Genomic DNA, 17,861 nt, shown 5'->3' with positions numbered 1-17,861 from the left:
CTTCCATGGAACCCATCCGCAATCTCTACCCCGTGCCCGATGGCTTTGCCGGCCCGCAGACGATCACGCAGGAACGGTATGAAGACCTGTATGCGGCCTCGCACCGCGATCCCGACGCCTTCTGGGCCCGCGCCGCGCAGCGCCTGCAGTGGCATCGCGCCCCGACGCAAATCCGGGACGTCAGCTTCGCTCTTGAAGATTTCCATATCCGCTGGTACGCCGACGGCGAATTGAACGTCAGTGTGAACTGCCTGGATCGCCACCTTGAGACCCAAGGCGACAAGGCGGCGCTGATCTGGGAACCGGACGACCCCGGCACGCCTTCGCGGCGCATCAGCTATCGCGAACTGCACGCCATGGTCTGCAAGATGGGCAATGCGCTGCGGCGCATCGGCATCGGCCGCGGCGACCGCGTTACGATCTATATGCCGATGATCGTGGACACCGTGGCCGCCATGCTGGCTTGCGCACGCATCGGCGCCGTGCACAACGTGGTGTTCGGCGGCTTCGCACCGGCCTCCATTGCCGACCGCGTGCGCGACTGCGGCGCTTGCGCCATCATCACCGCCGATGAAGGCCGGCGGGCGGGCCGCAGCATTGCGCTGAAAGCCAATGTGGACGCCGCGATGAAGATGCCGGGCATGGAGGGCGTGCGCAACGTGCTGGTGGTCAGGCATACCGGCGCGCCCGTCGACATGACGGCCGAACGCGACTATTGGCTGGACCGCCTGATGGAACGGGAAACCGCAGAATGCGTCCCTGAACGCATGAACGCCGAGGACCCGCTTTTCATCCTCTATACCTCGGGCAGCACCGGCAAGCCCAAGGGCATGCTGCACACGACCGGCGGCTACCTCGTCTATGCCGCCTATACGCATGCCGCCATCTTCGACATCCGGGACAGCGATGTCTTCTGGTGCACGGCCGACGTGGGCTGGATCACGGGCCACAGCTACATCGTATACGGCCCGCTGGCCAATGGCGCCACGACGCTCGTCTTCGAAGGCGTGCCCAGCTACCCGGACGCCTCGCGCTTCTGGCACGTCATCGACAAACACCAGGTCAGCATCTTCTATACCGCGCCCACGGCCATCCGCGCCCTGATGCGCGAGGGCTCCGAGCCCGTCCTGCGCACCTCCCGGAAGTCGCTGCGCTTGCTGGGCACGGTGGGCGAACCCATCAATCCAGAGGCCTGGCGCTGGTATCACGACGTTGTAGGTGAAGGCCGGTGCCCGATCGTGGACACCTGGTGGCAGACGGAAACAGGCGGCATCCTGATTTCGCCGATGCCCGGCGCCAAGGCCTGCAAGCCGGGCTCGGCCAGCCTGCCGTTTTTCGGCATCCGGCCGGAACTCGTCGATGTGCGGACAGGCGAATTGATCGAAGGCCCCGGCGAAGGCAACCTGTTCATCCGCGACTCATGGCCCGGGCAGGCGCGCACCGTCTACGGGAACGACCAGCGCTACACGGAAAGTTGCTTCAAGGACTATCCCGGCATGTACTTCACGGGAGACAGCTGCCGCCGCGATGCCGACGGCGACTACTGGATCACCGGCCGCGTGGACGACGTGCTGAACGTCAGCGGACACCGCTTAGGCACCGCCGAACTGGAAAGCGCGCTGGTATCGCATCCCAAGGTGGCCGAAGCGGCGGCGGTGGGCTTTTCCCACGACATCAAGGGACAGGGCATCTATGTGTATGTCACGCTGAAAGCGGGTTTCGAAACGTCCGACCCCTTGCGCCAGGAATTGGTGGCCCACGTGCGCCGCGAGATCGGCCCCATCGCGACGCCCGATCATCTGCAATGGGCGCCCGCACTGCCCAAGACGCGCTCGGGAAAGATCATGCGCCGCATCCTGCGAAAAATCGCCGAAAACACCGTCGACGACCTGGGCGACATCACCACGTTGGCCGATCCCTCGGTCGTGCAAGCGCTGGTGCAGGAACGGCGCATGGCATGATCGGCCATGCCCGTAATCCTGATCGCCGATGACCACCCGCTGTACATCGAAGCCCTGCGCGGGCTCATCGGCCGCTTATACCCGAACGCCGTCATCCGCGATGCCGAGCAGATCAGCGTGCTCTATGGCCTGGTCCAGGCCAAGCCGCACGCCGATCTGCTGTTGCTGGACCTGGACATGCCTGGCGCCACGGGCTTCGACACCTTGACGCACGTGCTCCGCCTGCGGCCGCGATTGCGCGTCGCCATCGTGTCGGCGCATGACGACCCGCTGCTGATGCACCGCGCGATCGATCATGGAGCGATGGGTTTCATTCCGAAGTCGGCCAACGCCGACACCATCGGCCGGGCCTTGCGCCACGTGCTGAACGGCGGCGAGTGGCTGCCCTTTGATGACAGTCGAGCGGGTGGCTCCGGCCCCGAAGACAGGCAACTGGCTGCGAAGCTGCGCGAGCTTACGCCGCAGCAGTACCGGGTACTGCGGATGGTGAGCGCGGGTCTGCTGAACAAGCAGATCGCACATGAGCTGAACGTGGCGGAGGCCACGGTCAAAACACACATGACCGCCGTGATGCGCAAACTCTGCGTCTCCAACCGGACGCAGGCGGTGCTGATCGCGAGGCGTCTGGGGTTGACTGCCTGGGCGTGAACCCCTGTGCCGACTCCCGCGCCAGGCCGCTTCCACGCGCGCCCGCCACGTGCCCCCTCCCCGCCATTCGAATATAGTTGATATTATCAACTAATTGGCCGAAAATGGGATTTTCCCCACGGCAGGTAGGCCATGATTCTGCAAACTCCGCTGACCCGATTGCTGGGCACGCGTTATCCCATCATCCAGGGCGGCATGAGCTGGGCATCGTCCAACGCGGCGCTTGCGCTGGCGGTGTCCCGCGCGGGCGGGCTGGGCGTCATCGCCGCCGGCCCGATGTACCCCGAGGCCCTGCTTGCCGCCGTCCGCGAGGTGCGCCGAGGCACCGACGCGCCGTTCGCCGTCAACATCCCGCTGTACAACAAGCGCGCCCAGGAACACATGGACATCGCCATCGCGGAAGGCGTGCCGGTGATCATCGCGTCGCAGGGCGGACCGCAAAAGCACATCGGCCGCGCGCGGGACGCGGGCATCAAATGGCTGCAAGTGGTGGCCAGCCCGCTGCATGCCGAGAAAGCGCAAGCCGCAGGGGTAGACGCCGTCATCGCCGTGGGCCTGGAGGCCGGCGGTCATCCGGGCCCCGACGAAATCGGCCTGCAGGTCCTGCTGCGCGCCACCGTGCGCCGCGTCTCTTTGCCCGTAGTGGCCGCGGGCGGCATCGCCGACGGCGCGGGCATTGCCGCCGCGCTGTGCCTGGGCGCGGCGGGCGCGCAATTAGGCACGCGCTTCCTGCTGACGCCGGAGGCCGGCGTGCATGCCGACTACAAGGCCGCCGTGCTGGCCGCCGGCGTGGCCGACACCACGCTGGTCGGCCGCGGACGGTCGCCAGTGCGGATGCTGCGCAATGCGTTCGCGCGCCAGTATCTGGCGTCAGAACGCGGCAGCGACGACGCCGCGCTGGACGCGCTGTTCGCCGTCAGTTCGCTGAAGCAAGCGGCACATGACGGCGACGTCGAAGGCGGCAAGGTCGAGGCCGGGCAAAGCGCCGGATTGATCGACAGCCTGTTGCCCGCCGGCGAGCTCGTACAGCAACTGGTGGGCGAAACGCGGCAAGCCCTGGCGCGCGCCGCCGCGCTGGCAGGCTGAACAAAAGGAAGCCGCCCCGGGGGCGGCTTCGATGGCTTCGAGTGCGTACGCGCCCGGCGTGGCGCCTACTTCTTCAGCAGGCCCGCGGATTCCACCAGCTTCTTCATGGCCACCTGGTCTTTCTCCACGAAGGCCGTGGCCTCCGCAGGCGTCATGTTCCACAAATCGACGCCCTGCGCCTGCATCAGCTTGCCGTACTCGGCATCCGCGTTCACGCGGCCCATGGCGTCGTTAAGCCGTTGCAGCACGTCGGCCGGCGTCCCTTTGGGCGCCGCCAGGCTGTACCACGACGCGGACTCCGCGCCCGCGACGCCCGACTCGGCCAGCGTGGGCACGTCCGGCAATAGCGGCGAACGCTTGCCGTTGGCGTAGGCCAGCGCTTTCAGCCTTCCGCTGCGGATGAATGGCAGGCTGGCCGCCAGATTGAGCACGGCGATATCCACCTGCCCACCCACCAGGTCGTTGATGGCAGGCGCCGCGCCGCTATACGGTATATGCACGATGTCCACGCCCGCCCGTTCGCGGAACAGTTCGGCACCCAGATGCGGCGAACTGCCCGGCCCGGCCGAAGCGTAGTTGATCTTGCCCGGCTCCTTGCGCGCCAGCGCGACCAGGTCGGCCACGCTGCCGGCATTCAGCGTGGGGCGCGCCACCAGCATGTTCGGCTGATTGGCCACAATGGACACGAAGGCGAAATCCTTGATGCCGTCGTAGGGCGTGCGCTGCATCAGCGGCGTGACGACATGCGCGGCCGACGTCCCCAACAGCAAGGTGTAGCCGTCAGGCTTGGCGCGCGCCACGAAGTTCGCGCCGATCGCCGCTCCCCCGCCCGCCTTGTTCTCCACGATCACGGGCTTGCCCAGTTGCTTTTCCAGTTCACGCGCCAGGGCGCGGCCCAGCACATCGGCGGGGCCGCCGGCGGCATAGGGATTGACCAGCGTGATGGGCTGGGACGGATAGGGGTCGGCCGCGGCCGCAGCCGCGCAGAACGCGCCGGCGATCAGGCCGCACAACAAGCGCTTATGGGTAAGCAGACGCTTAAGGGTCATCATGGGTTTGTCTCCTGCAATGTCGTTTTTTTGGTGTGGCGGTAAATGGCTTAGATCGCGCCCTCGGCGCGCAACGCCTGGATTTCCGAATCGGACAGGCCCAGCGTCGACTTCAGCACGCGATCGGTGTGTTCACCCAGCAGCGGCGGGCGCTCCAGGCGCGGATCCTCGTAGCCTTTGAACTTGAACGGCACAGGCACGGCGCCAAAGCGGCCGATGGAGGGGTGCTCGTAACTGGACACCATGCCGCGCGCCAGCACATGTTCGTCGTGCATGATTTCTTCCACGTCCAGGATCGGACCGGCAGGCACGCCCACGGCATCGCAGCGCCGGCACAACTCGTCGCGCGTCAGGCGCCGCGCGGCAGCGGCCAAGCCCGCCATGACTTCGTCGCGCCGCGCCACGCGCACGGCATTACGCGCCAGTTCCGGGTCGTGCGCCCATTGCGGCAATTCCAGCGCGTCGCACAAGGGCTTCCAATGCTGATCGCTGCCCGTGATCTGCACCCAGCGCCCATCACCGCATTCGAACGCGGCCGAAGGCACACGCCCCGGATGTTCGGTACCCAGCCGTTGCGGCACTTCGCCCAGCGCGAAGTAGCGCGCCGCCGCCAGGGACAACAGGCCGACCTGCCCGTCCAGCATCGAGAAGTCGATGTGGCAGCCTTGTCCCGACCGCGCCCTGCCCACCAGCGCGGACAGGATGCCGATGGCCGCCCACAGGCCCGAGGTCAGGTCCGCCACCGGCAGACCCGGTTTGACGGGGCCGCCACCCCGTTCCCCCGTCAAGCTCATGATGCCGCCCATCGCCTGGAACACGGTGTCGTATCCCTTGCGCGGCGCGTAGGGCCCGGTCATGCCGAAGCCCGTGCAGGAAAAGTAGATCAGGCCAGGGTTGCCGGGCGCGATCCTGTCGCGGTCCAACCCGTACTTGGCCAGGGTCCCCACCGGAAAATTCTCCACGACCACGTCGCAGGTCTCGGCCAGCCTGCGGATCAGCGCCTGGCCCGCCGGCTTTCGGAAGTTGACAGTGATAGATTGCTTGCTGCGGTTGAAAGCCAGGTAATAGGCGGATTCGGTTCCGCCCTCGCCCTGCACCTGCGGCTCGAATCCCCGGGTTTCGTCACCCGCGCCAGGTTGCTCGACCTTGATCACGGTGGCGCCCAGTTCGGCCAGGATCATCGACGCGAACGGGCATGCCAGCACGCGCGACAGGTCCAGGATGGTCACCCCATCCAGCGGCCTCATCGCGCCGCCCCCTGACGGAATCCACGCATGATCACGTTGGCGTCGCGCCCCACGCCCAGCGCTTCGGCCAGGCCCAGATCCGCCGCGCGATGAAAGGCGCGCTTGGTCAATCCCATCGCGGCGGGCTCCCAACCCGCCAAGCGTGCGGCCATCGCCAGCGCCGCGTCCAGCACATCGGCAGCAGGCGCGACGCGATTGGCGATACCCAGCGCCAACGCGCGCGCGCCGTCGATGGGTTCGGCCATCGCCACCAATTCGAACGCGTGCTTGCGGCCTACCTGCCGCACCAGATTCGCCATGACGACGGCGGCCACGATGCCATGGCGCAATTCGGGATAGCCAAAGCGCACGTCCTCGGCCATCACGGTCAGGTCGCAGGCCAACGCCAGGCCGGCGCCGCCGCCCAGCGCATTGCCGTGCACCGCGCCCACGACGGGCTTGGTCATGCGCGAGAACACCAGATGCAGGTCGGTCGTCAGATCGGCGCGGGCAAGGACCGCTTCGGGCCGCTCCATCGTAAGACCCGAAAACTCGGTGGTGTCCGCTCCCGCGCAAAACGACTTGCCATTGCCCGCCAGCACCACGGCGCGCACCGTTGCGTCCCGCTCCGCTTGCGACAGCGCGTCCAGCAATGCCGTGGTCAGGGCCGTATTCAGCGCATTGTGCTTTTCCGGGCGATTCAGGCGCAGCAGACGCACGGCGCCCTGGTTCTCGACGATCAGTTCCGGCATGACGCAAATCCTTTTGAATAGTGATCAGGCATTTGATTGATTTAATCAACAATATGGGTAAAAAAAGGCGCCGGGACAGGCGCCGCTTGTTCATCGGGGTTGCACCCCACGGCCCCGGCGAGCCGGCACCTCGGCTTTGAATTCGTTCAGCATTTCCAGCGCGTGGGCCGTCAGCTTGTCCAGCATCCGCTCCATCTCGTCGCGCTCTTTCGCTGACAACACGGCAAGCATGGCGTCATTGCGCTGCACGGCGGCAGGGAACATTTCGTCGTACAACGCGCGCCCTGCCCGCGTCAGGTCCAGGCTGACGCCGCGGCCGTCCTGGCTGTCCGCGCTGCGATGTATCAGCCCGCGTTCGATCAATTCGGACACCGTCCGACTGGCCTGGCTCTTGTCGATATTGGCCTCGCGCGCTACCGCATTGAGCGACATGTCGGGCGCCGCGCCCAGCAACGCGATGATCCGCCACTCCCGCGGCCCCACGCCATAACGGCTTTCGTTCAGGCCCGCCGCGATGCGGCTGGACACATAGGCCAGGCGATTCAGGCGGTACGAGAACAGCTCTTTCAAAGCGGTCGGCTGGTCGCGCGCGGGCGAGGCTGGCTTGTGTGCGTTCAGGGGTGCCATGGCTGGGCTCTGCAAAGATAAGGAAAAAGCGTACGGGCGCGCCGGGCGCCCCCCTGGCCGCATGATATACAAATGCGCTGTCCCCTTGTCATGGCACGGCCGGCGCTTGCCGCGCCCCGGGAATCAGCGGATTCATGCCACTGAGCGCAACCCGGCTATGCAGCGGCCGGCCCAGCGTTTGCTGGCACAACACGGATACCTCGTCCAACGCATCCAGGTCCAGCCCCGTGCGCACGCCCATCGATTCGAACAGGCTGACCAGGTCCTCCGTGGCGACGTTGCCGGTGTGGCCGCCGCCGTAGCGGACCTTGGCCGGATGCCCGCCCACACCGCCGAATGCGCAATCGAAATGCCGCACGCCCGCTTCCAGCGCCGACACGTAGTTCACCAGGCCGGTGCCCCGCGTGTCGTGGAAATGCGCGACCGGCGTCAATTGCGGAAACTCTTGCGCCATGCGGGCGTACAGCTCGCGCACGGCCGCAGGGGTCGCCATGCCCGTGGTGTCACCCAACGTGACGATGCCGACCCCCAACCGGGCAAATCGCTCCACGTCGTCCAGCACGGAATCCGGATCCACGGCGCCCTCGAACGGGCATCCAAACGCGACCGAGATCGTACCCACCATCCGCAAACGGCCGCTGGCCAGGCCGGCCATTTCAGCGATGTTGTCCCATTGCGCGGCCCGTTCGCGCTTCAGGTTGCGCAGCGAATGCGATGCGCTGGCCGATACCAGCAGGCTGATCTCGTTGGCGCCGATGCCGGCATCCTGATCCGCCAGCGCGCGCTGCACGGCGCGGGCATTGGCGCAGGTCGCCTTGTACCAGACGCCCACGCGGCGCGGCAGCGCCGCGAGCAAATCGCTGGCGTCGGCAAACTGCGGCACGACCTTGGGATTGGAATAGGAGGTCGCCTCCACCCGCTCGAATCCCAAGCGCGCAAAGCGGTCGATCAGGTCCGACTTGACCGCAGTGCCGATGAATTCGGGCTCGTGCTGCAAGCCGTCCCGGGCAAAGCACTCGCACAGCACCACGTCGCGCGCGCTCATGCCGCCTGCTCCAAACCGAACAAGGCGATCGCATGCGCGCGCAGCTTGTTCTTCTGCACCTTCGAACTGCCGGTCATGCCGATATGTTCAAAGCTGTCGACCACGGCCACATGACGCGGCACCTTGTAGTTGGCGCAGCGGCTCTTGCACCAGGCCGTCAATGCCTCTGCCGAGCAGTCTTGCCCGTCTTTCAGCAACACAAATGCGGCGGGCACTTCGCCCAGGCGCGCGTCGGGCACGCCCACCACTTGGGCCATGCGCACCGCGGGATGCGCATGCAGCACTTCTTCCACCTCGGCCGGCGCCACGTTTTCGCCGCCGACGCGGAACATGTCTTTCAACCTGCCCACCATGCGCAGGCGCCCTTCGGCGTCCATTTCACCCAGGTCGCCCGTGCTGAGCCAGCCGTCGGCGCCCAACGCGCGCGCGGTCGCCTCGGGCATGTTGTAGTAGCCCTTCATGACGCTCCAGCCGCGTGCCTGGATTTCGCCCGCCTCACCGACGGCGACAGGCTTGCCGGTGCCGGGGTCCACCACCCGCACCTCCATGCCCGGGTGCGGTAATGCCCAACCCGCCGCGCGGAGCGAAAACGGATCATCGTGAGACGAAAGCGTGATGTTGGGAGACGCCTCGGATTGGCCGTACGCGTTGCACATGCCGGCCACGCCCATGACATCGCGGATCTTCTGCATGACCTGCGGTCCGGCGGCCGCCCAGCCGCCGCGCAAATGGATGCGCGCGCGGTCGAAATCGGGATGCCCCATCAACATGAGAAAGATCGTGTCGTTGCCGGAGGTGAGCGTACAGCGCTCGGCATCCAGCATCCGCAAGGCATCCGCCACGTCGAACTTGGGCAACGTAAGCAGGCAGCAGCCCGTCACGAGGCTGACCAGGATCGACAAAGTGGTGCCGGCCACGTGGAAGTACGGGCGGATGCTGAAGTAGCGGTCGTCGGCCGTCACGCCAATACGCTGCGCGGCGGCCCACGCGTTGGTCAGCATGTTGGCATGCGTCAGCATCACGCCCTTGGGGAACGAGGTCGTGCCAGAGGTGTACTGGATCAACAGCACGTCATCCGGAACGACAGCCTGCACGCGCGCCTGCAGTGCATCGCCGTCCACCATTTCTCCCGCCGCCAGAAAATCATGCCAGGGCTGTGCGCCAGGCGGGCATCGGTCGCCCAACACCACGACCTGGCGCAGGCAGGGCAGGCGCTCGCCGGGCAGGCCGCTTGCGCGGTCCAGCGCCGGCTCCACTTGCGTCAGCAACGCCAGGAAATCGATGCCCAGGAACGTGTCCGCGGTCAGCAGCAATTTCACGTCCGCCTGCTTCAGGCAGAATTCCAGTTCTTCCGTCTTGAAGCGCGTATTGACCGGCACCGTCACGGCGCCCAGCATCGCGCAAGCGTAGAAGATCTGCACCCACACGCCGCTATTGCCCAACAGCACGCCGACGTGATCGCCATGCCGCACGCCCGCGGCGTGAAGCGCGCGCGCAATATCCTTTGCCTGTTCGCGCATGGCGCGCCAGTCATGACGTTCATCCGGCGCGACAAACGCCTCAGCCTGCGGCCGTTCAAACGCCACCCGATCCAATGCCTGTGACAACGTCATCGGTGCGCCGATCATGCCCGGCCCCCTTGGTCCGGCGCGCCGAACCCGGCAATCGCCTGCCGCCAATCCGTGCCGCGCAGGTTTTCTTCAATGGCCAGCAGCTCGATCGCCATGGCGCCTTCGCGCGTGGTGGCCAGGCCCTGATCAATACTGCGTTTGGTCAGCCTGACCGTCAGTGGCGACGCGGCGGCGATCTTCGTGGCCATTGCAAGCGCTTCAGACGGCAACGCGTCCGTCGCGTGCACCTGATTCACCAGACCGATCTCGCAGGCCTCGGCCGCATCGAAGCGGCGGCCCGTGAACAGCAGTTCCTTGGCCTTGCGCGCGCCCGCGATCCGCGGCAGCCGTTGCGTGGCGCCCACCGTGCCCCAACCCACTTCGGGATAGCAGAAGATCGCATCGGACGAGGCCAGCACGAAATCGCACGCCGCCGCGATCTCGCAGCCCGACCCGAACGCCGGGCCGTGCACCACGGCGATCACCGGCTGCGGCATGCGCTCGATCGCGCCGTAGGCGGCAAAGCCCTGCACCCGCCTGGCGGTCATTTCCGAGGTGCTCATGGTCTTGCGCTCTTTCAGGTCGGCGCCTGCGCAGAACGCCGCGCCGGCCGCCCGGATCAGCACGACATGCACGCCCGCGTCGGCGGCAAGCAGCCCCATGGCTTGCACCAATTCGGCGCACATCTGGGAATTCAACGCATTGCGGCTGTCGGGTCGGTTCAGCGTCACCGTGGCGACACGGTCCTGCACGTCCAGCAGGATCGTGTGAAAAGTCGGGGTCATGCCTGCTCCTGAATGTTCTAGGTCTTGAAATCGACTTTACGGCATATAGTTGATTTAATCCACTATTTTTTCAGAAGCATGATTGCCCGGGCAGGACCCGGCAGGCGGCCACGGCACCGGCGATTTGCCGCATTGGCCCAAGCCCCGGCGCCTCTGCTAGACTTGCGCCCTGTCAGCGGCCTGGATTTGCCTTGAATAGTGATACACTCCGCCCGGGTGTTTCCCTGCAATATCAAGGCACTAGAGAAGAAATTCGCCCCTGCGCGATCGCTTCGACACCCAAGTTTTGACCGTCTCGCCGTAGTTAAATGGATATAACCGACCCCTCCTAAGGGTCAATTGGTGGTTCGATTCCACCCGGCGAGGCCACCCCCCGGCCTCGATTCCGACGCCGCTCCCCCCGAAACACCGCACGTTCAGCCGGATGAGGGTTAATCCGGGCTACGCTCTCGCGCTCCGCGCAGTTAGCTTCTCATGTCGCGTCTTGTGACGAATTGAATCCACGTCAATACGTCACCATTATTTTTTTCGGCGATGATAGCGAATCGTCTTGCGCGCATCTTGATGTACTGTTTAAATTCGACGCGTAAGCCCCTAATTCCTCTGGATTTTTTTGAACCGACGATACGCCGGCTTAAGAAATACTTCTTCACAGACTGACAAGCCTGCTCAAACCATGGCATTTACCTGGAAACGTGCAATTGCGAACGCGGTAGCGCCGACGGCGCTGGCGCTGTGCGCGCTCCTCCTCCCCCCGGCCGCGCTGGCCGCGAAGAATTCCGACCCTTGCAAGACGAACGCCAAGTCGGCGGCCTGCAAGGCGCAACAAGCTAAAAAGACCCCCGCCGCGAAATCCGGCTCGGGCAAGGCCGCGGCAGGCAAGCAGGCCGCGCCGGCCGCCAAGAAAGCCGCCCCGGCCACGGCCAAGAAAGCACCGCCCAAATCGTCGTCCACCGCCAAGAAGGCGCCGCCCAAGGGCGGCAAGCAGGTGGCAGCCAAGGGGACACCGCCCAAGAAAGGCGCCGCGGCCGGCAAGAACGGCACGCCGAAGTCTTCGCGCGGGCAGCGCGCCGCCGCTGCGGCCTCCGCCGCCATGCCGCCGCCCGCCGTATCCGTACGCGCGGAAGCCGCCGCGCTGCGTTCCAGCACCGCTTATGTGCAAGACCTGGAAACGTCGACCGTCCTGTTTGCCAAGAACGAAAACGTCGTGCGCCCCATCGCTTCCATCTCGAAGCTGATGACCGCGGTCGTCGTCGTCGACGCCAACCTGCCGATGGACGAAATGCTTGAGATCACCGACGACGATGTCGACGGCCTCAAGCACACCACGTCGCGCCTGCGCGTGGGCACCAAGCTGTCGCGCGGGGACATGCTGCACCTGGCGCTGATGTCCTCTGAAAACCGTGCCGCCAACGCGCTGGGCCGCCACTATCCGGGTGGCCTGCCCGCTTTCGTGGCCGCCATGAACGCCAAGGCGCTGTCGCTGGGCATGAGCAGCACGCACTTCATCGAGCCGACGGGCCTGTCCAGCAATAACGTGTCGTCGCCGCATGATCTGGCACGCCTGCTGCGCGCAGCCTCGCAACGCCCGCTGATCCACCGCTACTCGACCGATACCGAGTACGACGTCGAGATCAACAACCGCACCCAGACCTTCCGCAATACCAACCTGCTGGTGCGCAAGCCCGACTGGGACATCAAGGTGTCCAAGACCGGCTACATCAACGAAGCCGGGGAATGCCTGGTGATGCTGGCCCGCATCAATGGCCGCGACCTGGCCATCGTGCTGCTGGATTCGCAAGGCAAGCTGTCGCGCATCGGCGATGCGGTACGCATCCGCCGCATTGTGCAGAACGAAGTGGCGTTGGCGTCGATTCAGCCGGGCGGTTGAACGCTCCCCGCCTGCAATGAAAATGGCCCGATCCGATCGGGCCATTTTCATTGGGTGGCGGTCTGGCGTTACGCCGCCACCGGCCGCTTCGCGCGTAGCGGTTTTGCGTCGTACAACGACGCCGGCAATCCTTCCAGAACGGCTTGCGGATTCAAGGACCGGATCGGCACCGCCGCGTCCAGCGGAATCCGGCCTTCAGCCTGCAGCAGTTGATAGCGCAGGCAGCACACCCGCAGGAACGAAGTGAAGTTGGCGGCCTCGCCGCGGTATTCGATCAGCTCGTCGTACAGGCGTTCAATCAGTTGCGTGACGCGCATGTTGTCGCGGCCGGCGATCTCTTCCAGCACCTGCCAGAACAATTGCTCCAGCCGCAAGCTGGTCGCCACGCCATGCAGGCGCAACGAACGGGTTTCGGGCGCGTAGGACTGTTCGCTCGCGCGGATGAAGATTTCACACATGGGAGCTCCGGTGCCGAGGGGCAAGGCGTCCGCCGGGGCGGCACGCCACGACCACTGTACGACGTTTGGCGCACCGCCCGCAAGGCACAGGACGCCCCGGGTCGCGCCCGACTCCACCCGGTTGATGCCCCGCCATTCTGCAACCACACGTTTCCCGCTGGCTGTGCATGTCGCCTGGGTTGATATAAATCATGGTCTGGAACGCGCGGGCGTTCGAGCATAGTGAAACTGATCAGACTTCGGAGGTAGTGATGAACAAGACCATGAAGGCCGCAGTTGCACGCGCATTCGGCAAGCCCTTGGTAATCGAAGAAGTCGAGGTACCCCGCCCCGGTCCAGGCGAACTCCTGGTGAAGATCGAAGCGTGCGGCGTCTGCCACACCGATCTGCACGCCGTCGAAGGTGACTGGCCCGTCAAACCCAATCCCCCGTTCATCCCCGGCCATGAAGGCGTGGGCTTCGTCGTCGCCGTGGGCGCAGGCGTCATGCATGTGAAGGAAGGCGACCGCGTCGGCATCCCGTGGCTGTACTCCGCCTGCGGCCATTGCGAGCACTGTCTGGGCGGCTGGGAAACGCTGTGCGAACAGCAGCAGAACGCGGGCTACTCCGTGAACGGCGGCTTTGCCGAGTATGCGCTGGCCGCGGCCGATTACGTGGGGTTGCTGCCCAAGAACGTGGGATTCGTCGACATCGCCCCCGTGCTGTGCGCGGGCGTCACCGTCTACAAGGGCCTGAAGATGACCGACACGCGCCCGGGCAACTGGGTCGTGATTTCGGGCATCGGCGGGCTGGGCCACATGGCTGTGCAGTATGCCAAGGCGATGGGGTTGAATGTCGCCGCGGTGGACATCGACGACGCCAAGCTGGACTTCGCCCGGCGCCTGGGTGCGGAAGTGACCGTCAACGCCAAGACCACCGATCCCGCCGCCTACCTGAAGCGCGAAATCGGCGGCGCCCATGGCGCGCTGATCACGGCCGTCTCGCCCAAGGCGTTCGAACAGGCGCTAGGCATGGTGCGCCGCGGCGGCACCGTCGCGCTGAACGGTTTGCCGCCGGGCGATTTCCCGCTGTCGATCTTCGACATGGTGCTGAACGGCGTCACCGTGCGCGGCTCCATCGTGGGATCGCGCCTGGACTTGCAGGAGTCCCTGCAATTCGCCGAAGAAGGCAAGGTGCACGCCACCGTCGCCACGGAAAGCCTGGAGAACATCAACAGCGTGTTCGACCGCATGAAGCAGGGCCAGATCGAAGGCCGCATCGTGCTTGATTTCGCCTGATCCAGGAACAAGCGCCGCCACGCAGGCATCGCGACGCTGGTATCACAACGGAAAGGGCCTGGAGCGGTTGCCGCCCCAGGCCCTTGCGCCATTCATGCGGCCTGAGCCTGGGCCGTCAGGGCGTGATCTTCGTGCCCAGCACGGCCAGGAACTGCGACAGCCACGCCGGATGCGCGGGCCACGCCGGCGCCGTCACCAGATTGCCGTCGGTATAGGCCTGGTCGATGCCGATTTCGGCGTACGTGCCGCCGGCCAAGCGCACTTCCGGCGCGCACGCGGGGTACGCCGAGCATGTGCGGCCCTTCAGGATGCCTGCCGCGGCCAGCAACTGCGCACCATGGCACACGGCGGCGATCGGCTTGCCGGCCTGATCGAAACCGCGCACGATATCCAGTACTTTTTCATTCAAGCGCAAGTATTCCGGTGCGCGTCCGCCCGGGATCACCAGACCGTCATAAGACGAAGGCTCGACGCGGTCGAAGTCGAAATTCAGCGCAAAATTGTGACCGCGTTTTTCGCTGTAGGTCTGTGCGCCTTCGAAATCGTGGATCGCGGTCGCGATGGTGTCGCCGGCCTTTTTGTCCGGGCAGACCGCGTGCACCGTGTGCCCCACGGCCAGCAGCGTCTGGAACGGCACCATGGTCTCGTAGTCTTCGGCATAGTCGCCGACCAGCATCAACAGTCTCTTGCTCATGATTGTCTCCTAGGGATGGGGGCAGCCGGTTGCGCGCCCGACAGGCCGGGCTCCGGTTCTTGATGTTCTGCCCCCATTGTGCCCCTGGCGGAAATCAGGTGGGTGGTATGGGAATACCGCGCCGGCGATCGGGCGTTATTCCAGCGCGACGGACACTCCCTTGGCGCCCAGCAGTGTCACCAGCACCTTGGGGTCGATGCCGATCAGGTAGCCGCGTCGTCCGCCGTTGATGTAGACGACGGGGTAGTCCAGCACCTCAGCCTCGACCCATACCGGCATCTTCTTGCGCGTGCCGAAGGGAGACGTGCCGCCCACCTGATAGCCGGAATGCCGCTGCGCGACCTCGGGCTTGCAGGGCTCGACCTTCTTCAGGCCCGCCTGGCGCGCCAGGTTCTTGGTGGAGACCTCGCGGTCGCCATGCATGACCACGATCAGCGGCTTGGCGGATTCGTCTTCCATCACCAGTGTCTTGACCACCGCGTGCGGGTCCAGGCCGAGCTGGCGCGCCGCTTCGCCGGCTCCGCCGTGGTCCACGTAGTCATAGGTGTGTTCCGTGTAGACCACCTTGTTCTGCTTGAGGAACTGGGTGGCGGGCGTTTCAGAAACGTGGCGGGCTTTGCTCATGGGTAGGCGTCAATCGGGAAAACGAAAAGTGTAAGACAGTGGCAGCCGTTGCACGGCGCGGGCGGCTAGCCGCGGGGGTGATGCGCCGCATGCAGCGCCTTCAAGCGTTCGCGCGCCACGTGGGTGTAAATCTGCGTGGTGGAAATGTCCGCATGGCCCAGCAGCATCTGCACCACGCGCAGGTCGGCGCCATGATTGAGCAGATGGGTGGCGAACGCGTGGCGCAGCACATGCGGCGACAACGGAGCATGGATGTCGGCCAGCAGCGCGTATTTCTTCACGAGCTGCCAGAAGGCCTGGCGCGACATCGCTTCGGCGCGGCCGGTGATGAAGAGCGCATCGCTCTGACGCCCTGCCGCCAGCTCGGGCCGCGCGGTCTTCAGGTATTGGTCGATCCAATGCGCCGCTTCGGCGCCCAGCGGCACCAAGCGGTCTTTGCCGCCCTTGCCCAGCACCACGCGCACCACGCCTTCATTCAGGCTGACATCTAGCGCGCGCACGCCCACCAGTTCCGACACCCGCAAACCGGTGGCGTACAGCGTTTCCAGCATGGCCCGGTCGCGCAGGCCGCGCGGCTGGCCCAGGTCGGGCGCCCGCAGCAAGGCGTCCACCTGCTGTTCGGACAGGGTCTTGGGCAGGCGCGGCGGCTGCTTGGCGGCAATGAGCGTCAGGCAGGGATCGCGTTCGGCGCGATGTTCACGCAAGGCCCAGGCGTAAAAGCGGCGCAGGGCCGCCAGGCGGCGGTTGGCCGTGGTGGCGCGGGTTTCTTCGTGGCGGAACGCGAACCAGGCCTCGATGTCGGCCTTTTGCGCCTCGTTCAAGGGTTTGGCAGGGCCCGCAGGCAACGCGTGGGCCGGGGCGGCGTCGCCATGGCGGTCGGCCATCTCGCGGGCGTAGGCGTCGGGGTCTTCCAGCCAGCGGGCAAAGCCCGTCAGGTCGCGGCGATAGGCGGCCAGCGTGTTGGCCGACAGGCCGTCCTCCAGCCAGACGGCGTCGATGAAAGCGTCGATATCGGCCTGGGAAGCCAGCGGCGGGCGGGGGTCTGACATGCGGTTCACCTTTCGCCCACGCCGGCGGCGGCGGACTTCAACCAGCTTTCGAAAAGCTTGAGCGCGTCGGACCGTTCGCTGCGCTGCGGGTAGCCGAAGTAGTAGCCCTGGCTGACCGTCAGCGACTGCGGCACCGGCATCTTGAGGGTGCCCTGGTCCAGCGCCGGCTGCGCCAGGAAGCGCGGCATCAAACCGGCCCCCAGCCCCGCCTGCACCGCGGCCATCACCATGGTGAAGAGTTCATAGCGGGGCCCGCCCGCCGCGTGCGGACCATATAGATGATTGTTGGCGCCGTACCACTGCCGCCAGGCGTCCGGCCGCGAGGCCAGATGCAGGTGGGTCATGCCGGCCAGCGCGCTGACGCCGGAGTCGGTGGCCAACCCCGCCCGGGCCGCGAGTTCCGGCGCACACACGGGCACCAATTCGCGCTCGGGAAACAGCAGCCCCCCCTGGGTGCCCGGCCAGAGGCCGTCGCCATGGTAGAGCGCGCCGTCGAAGGGCTGGTCCTTGAATTGGAAAGGCAAGGTGCGCACCGACAGGCTGACCGTGATGTCCCCGTGTTCGCGCTGGAAATCCGCCAGGCGCGGAATCAGCCACGTGGTGGCCAGCGTGGGCACCACCGCGATATGGATGCTGCGGCCCATGCCGGTGCGGCTGACCAGGCCGAAGGTATCCTTTTCGATCTGGTCCAGATGGTGACGGATCCGGCCCGCGTATTCCGCCCCATGGTCGGTCAGCACAATGCGGCGCCGCACCCGGGTGAACAGCTGCACCCCCAGGCGCGATTCCAGGCTGGCCACCTGCCGGTAGACGGCGCTGTGCGTCAGGGACAGTTCCTCGGCCGCGCGGGAAAAGCTGCCCAGCCGGGCCGATGCTTCGAACGCCTGCAGCGCGCTCAGATTGGGAATGCCGTTTCTCATGGGGCGGGGACAGCCTGAAACCGGCCGGGGCCGGGCGCGCCGATTGCGGCGGCGCAACAGGGCACTACGTGCCGGAGGATCAATAGATTGTGCAATTTTATCAATTGCGTTGTGCGATCAAGGAACATATGCTCGGGAGTCCTATCCTCGGCTCACCAC

Annotated in this window: 17 protein-coding genes and 1 tRNA gene; 6 read left to right on the top strand and 12 right to left on the bottom strand. The window is 65.9% G+C overall.

The genetic code is table 11. From position 1 onward, the window contains the following. Positions 1-5 precede the first annotated feature (5 nt). From acs to HG262_RS20440, 3 genes are all read left to right on the top strand, one after another. Complete coding sequence (acs, locus tag HG262_RS20450) at positions 6-1,961, top strand: acetate--CoA ligase (protein WP_211187589.1); 1,956 nt, start codon at positions 6-8, stop codon at positions 1,959-1,961. A 6-nt stretch (positions 1,962-1,967) separates the two neighbouring features. Continuing rightward, positions 1,968-2,609, top strand: coding sequence for a response regulator transcription factor (locus HG262_RS20445; protein WP_169272756.1), 642 nt, complete (start codon positions 1,968-1,970; stop codon positions 2,607-2,609). Between the two features lie 132 nt (positions 2,610-2,741). Further along, the gene (locus HG262_RS20440) at positions 2,742-3,695 is read left to right on the top strand and encodes a nitronate monooxygenase (RefSeq protein WP_169272755.1); all 954 of its coding nucleotides are present in this window, start codon (positions 2,742-2,744) and stop codon (positions 3,693-3,695) included. A 65-nt stretch (positions 3,696-3,760) separates the two neighbouring features. On the opposite strand, the gene HG262_RS20435 is transcribed toward HG262_RS20440, so the two are convergent. From HG262_RS20435 to HG262_RS20405, 7 genes are all read right to left on the bottom strand, one after another. Beyond that, positions 3,761-4,747: a tripartite tricarboxylate transporter substrate binding protein gene (locus tag HG262_RS20435; protein ID WP_248293434.1), complete on the bottom strand. Its 987-nt coding sequence runs from the start codon at positions 4,745-4,747 to the stop codon at positions 3,761-3,763. Between the two features lie 47 nt (positions 4,748-4,794). Further along, positions 4,795-5,991 (bottom strand): CaiB/BaiF CoA-transferase family protein, encoded by a 1,197-nt coding sequence (locus tag HG262_RS20430; protein WP_169272754.1) that lies wholly within the window; start codon positions 5,989-5,991, stop codon positions 4,795-4,797. Beyond that, positions 5,988-6,722: an enoyl-CoA hydratase/isomerase family protein gene (locus HG262_RS20425; RefSeq protein ID WP_169272753.1), complete on the bottom strand. Its 735-nt coding sequence runs from the start codon at positions 6,720-6,722 to the stop codon at positions 5,988-5,990. The genes HG262_RS20430 and HG262_RS20425 overlap by 4 nt, the downstream gene beginning before the upstream one ends. Positions 6,723-6,812: 90 nt before the next feature. Continuing rightward, positions 6,813-7,349: a MarR family winged helix-turn-helix transcriptional regulator gene (locus HG262_RS20420; RefSeq protein ID WP_169272752.1), complete on the bottom strand. Its 537-nt coding sequence runs from the start codon at positions 7,347-7,349 to the stop codon at positions 6,813-6,815. A gap of 88 nt (positions 7,350-7,437) precedes the next feature. Next, entirely contained in the window at positions 7,438-8,394 is a 957-nt protein-coding gene (locus tag HG262_RS20415; protein ID WP_169272751.1) for a hydroxymethylglutaryl-CoA lyase, read from the bottom strand. Next, the gene (locus HG262_RS20410; protein WP_169272750.1) at positions 8,391-10,022 is read right to left on the bottom strand and encodes an AMP-binding protein; all 1,632 of its coding nucleotides are present in this window, start codon (positions 10,020-10,022) and stop codon (positions 8,391-8,393) included. The genes HG262_RS20415 and HG262_RS20410 overlap by 4 nt, the downstream gene beginning before the upstream one ends. Continuing rightward, the gene (locus HG262_RS20405; RefSeq protein ID WP_169272749.1) at positions 10,019-10,789 is read right to left on the bottom strand and encodes an enoyl-CoA hydratase/isomerase family protein; all 771 of its coding nucleotides are present in this window, start codon (positions 10,787-10,789) and stop codon (positions 10,019-10,021) included. The genes HG262_RS20410 and HG262_RS20405 overlap by 4 nt, the downstream gene beginning before the upstream one ends. Before the next feature lie 294 nt (positions 10,790-11,083). Between HG262_RS20405 and HG262_RS20400 the strand changes: the two genes are divergently transcribed. Both HG262_RS20400 and pbpG read left to right on the top strand, forming a co-directional pair. Then, positions 11,084-11,158, top strand: a tRNA-Arg gene (locus HG262_RS20400). A 307-nt stretch (positions 11,159-11,465) separates the two neighbouring features. Continuing rightward, complete coding sequence (pbpG, locus tag HG262_RS20395; protein ID WP_169272748.1) at positions 11,466-12,680, top strand: D-alanyl-D-alanine endopeptidase; 1,215 nt, start codon at positions 11,466-11,468, stop codon at positions 12,678-12,680. 68 nt (positions 12,681-12,748) lie between these two features. Here the strand turns inward: pbpG and HG262_RS20390 are convergent, their stop codons facing one another. Next, positions 12,749-13,138, bottom strand: a complete 390-nt coding sequence (locus HG262_RS20390) for a ribbon-helix-helix domain-containing protein (RefSeq protein ID WP_169272747.1) — start codon at positions 13,136-13,138, stop codon at positions 12,749-12,751. Between the two features lie 251 nt (positions 13,139-13,389). Here HG262_RS20390 and adhP point away from each other — a divergent pair, with 251 nt between their 5' ends. Continuing rightward, positions 13,390-14,415: an alcohol dehydrogenase AdhP gene (adhP, locus tag HG262_RS20385; protein ID WP_169272746.1), complete on the top strand. Its 1,026-nt coding sequence runs from the start codon at positions 13,390-13,392 to the stop codon at positions 14,413-14,415. A 115-nt stretch (positions 14,416-14,530) separates the two neighbouring features. Here the strand turns inward: adhP and HG262_RS20380 are convergent, their stop codons facing one another. The 4 genes from HG262_RS20380 to HG262_RS20365 all read right to left on the bottom strand — a co-directional run bounded on the left by HG262_RS20380 (position 14,531) and on the right by HG262_RS20365 (position 17,702). Then, a complete protein-coding gene (locus HG262_RS20380) occupies positions 14,531-15,109 on the bottom strand; it encodes a DJ-1/PfpI family protein (RefSeq protein ID WP_006222832.1) in 579 nt (192 codons plus the stop codon). 135 nt (positions 15,110-15,244) lie between these two features. Continuing rightward, positions 15,245-15,733 (bottom strand): Cys-tRNA(Pro) deacylase, encoded by a 489-nt coding sequence (ybaK, locus tag HG262_RS20375; RefSeq protein ID WP_169272745.1) that lies wholly within the window; start codon positions 15,731-15,733, stop codon positions 15,245-15,247. A gap of 65 nt (positions 15,734-15,798) precedes the next feature. Beyond that, entirely contained in the window at positions 15,799-16,782 is a 984-nt protein-coding gene (gene xerD, locus HG262_RS20370; protein ID WP_169272744.1) for a site-specific tyrosine recombinase XerD, read from the bottom strand. A gap of 5 nt (positions 16,783-16,787) precedes the next feature. Further along, complete coding sequence (locus tag HG262_RS20365) at positions 16,788-17,702, bottom strand: LysR substrate-binding domain-containing protein (protein WP_169272743.1); 915 nt, start codon at positions 17,700-17,702, stop codon at positions 16,788-16,790. Positions 17,703-17,861: the final 159 nt, after the last annotated feature.

The sequence above is a fragment of the Achromobacter sp. Bel genome (assembly GCF_012928505.1).
Lineage (GTDB): Bacteria > Pseudomonadota > Gammaproteobacteria > Burkholderiales > Burkholderiaceae_B > Achromobacter.
Note: the sequence above shows the minus strand (reverse complement) of the source record. Positions and strands in the feature narration are given on the sequence as shown.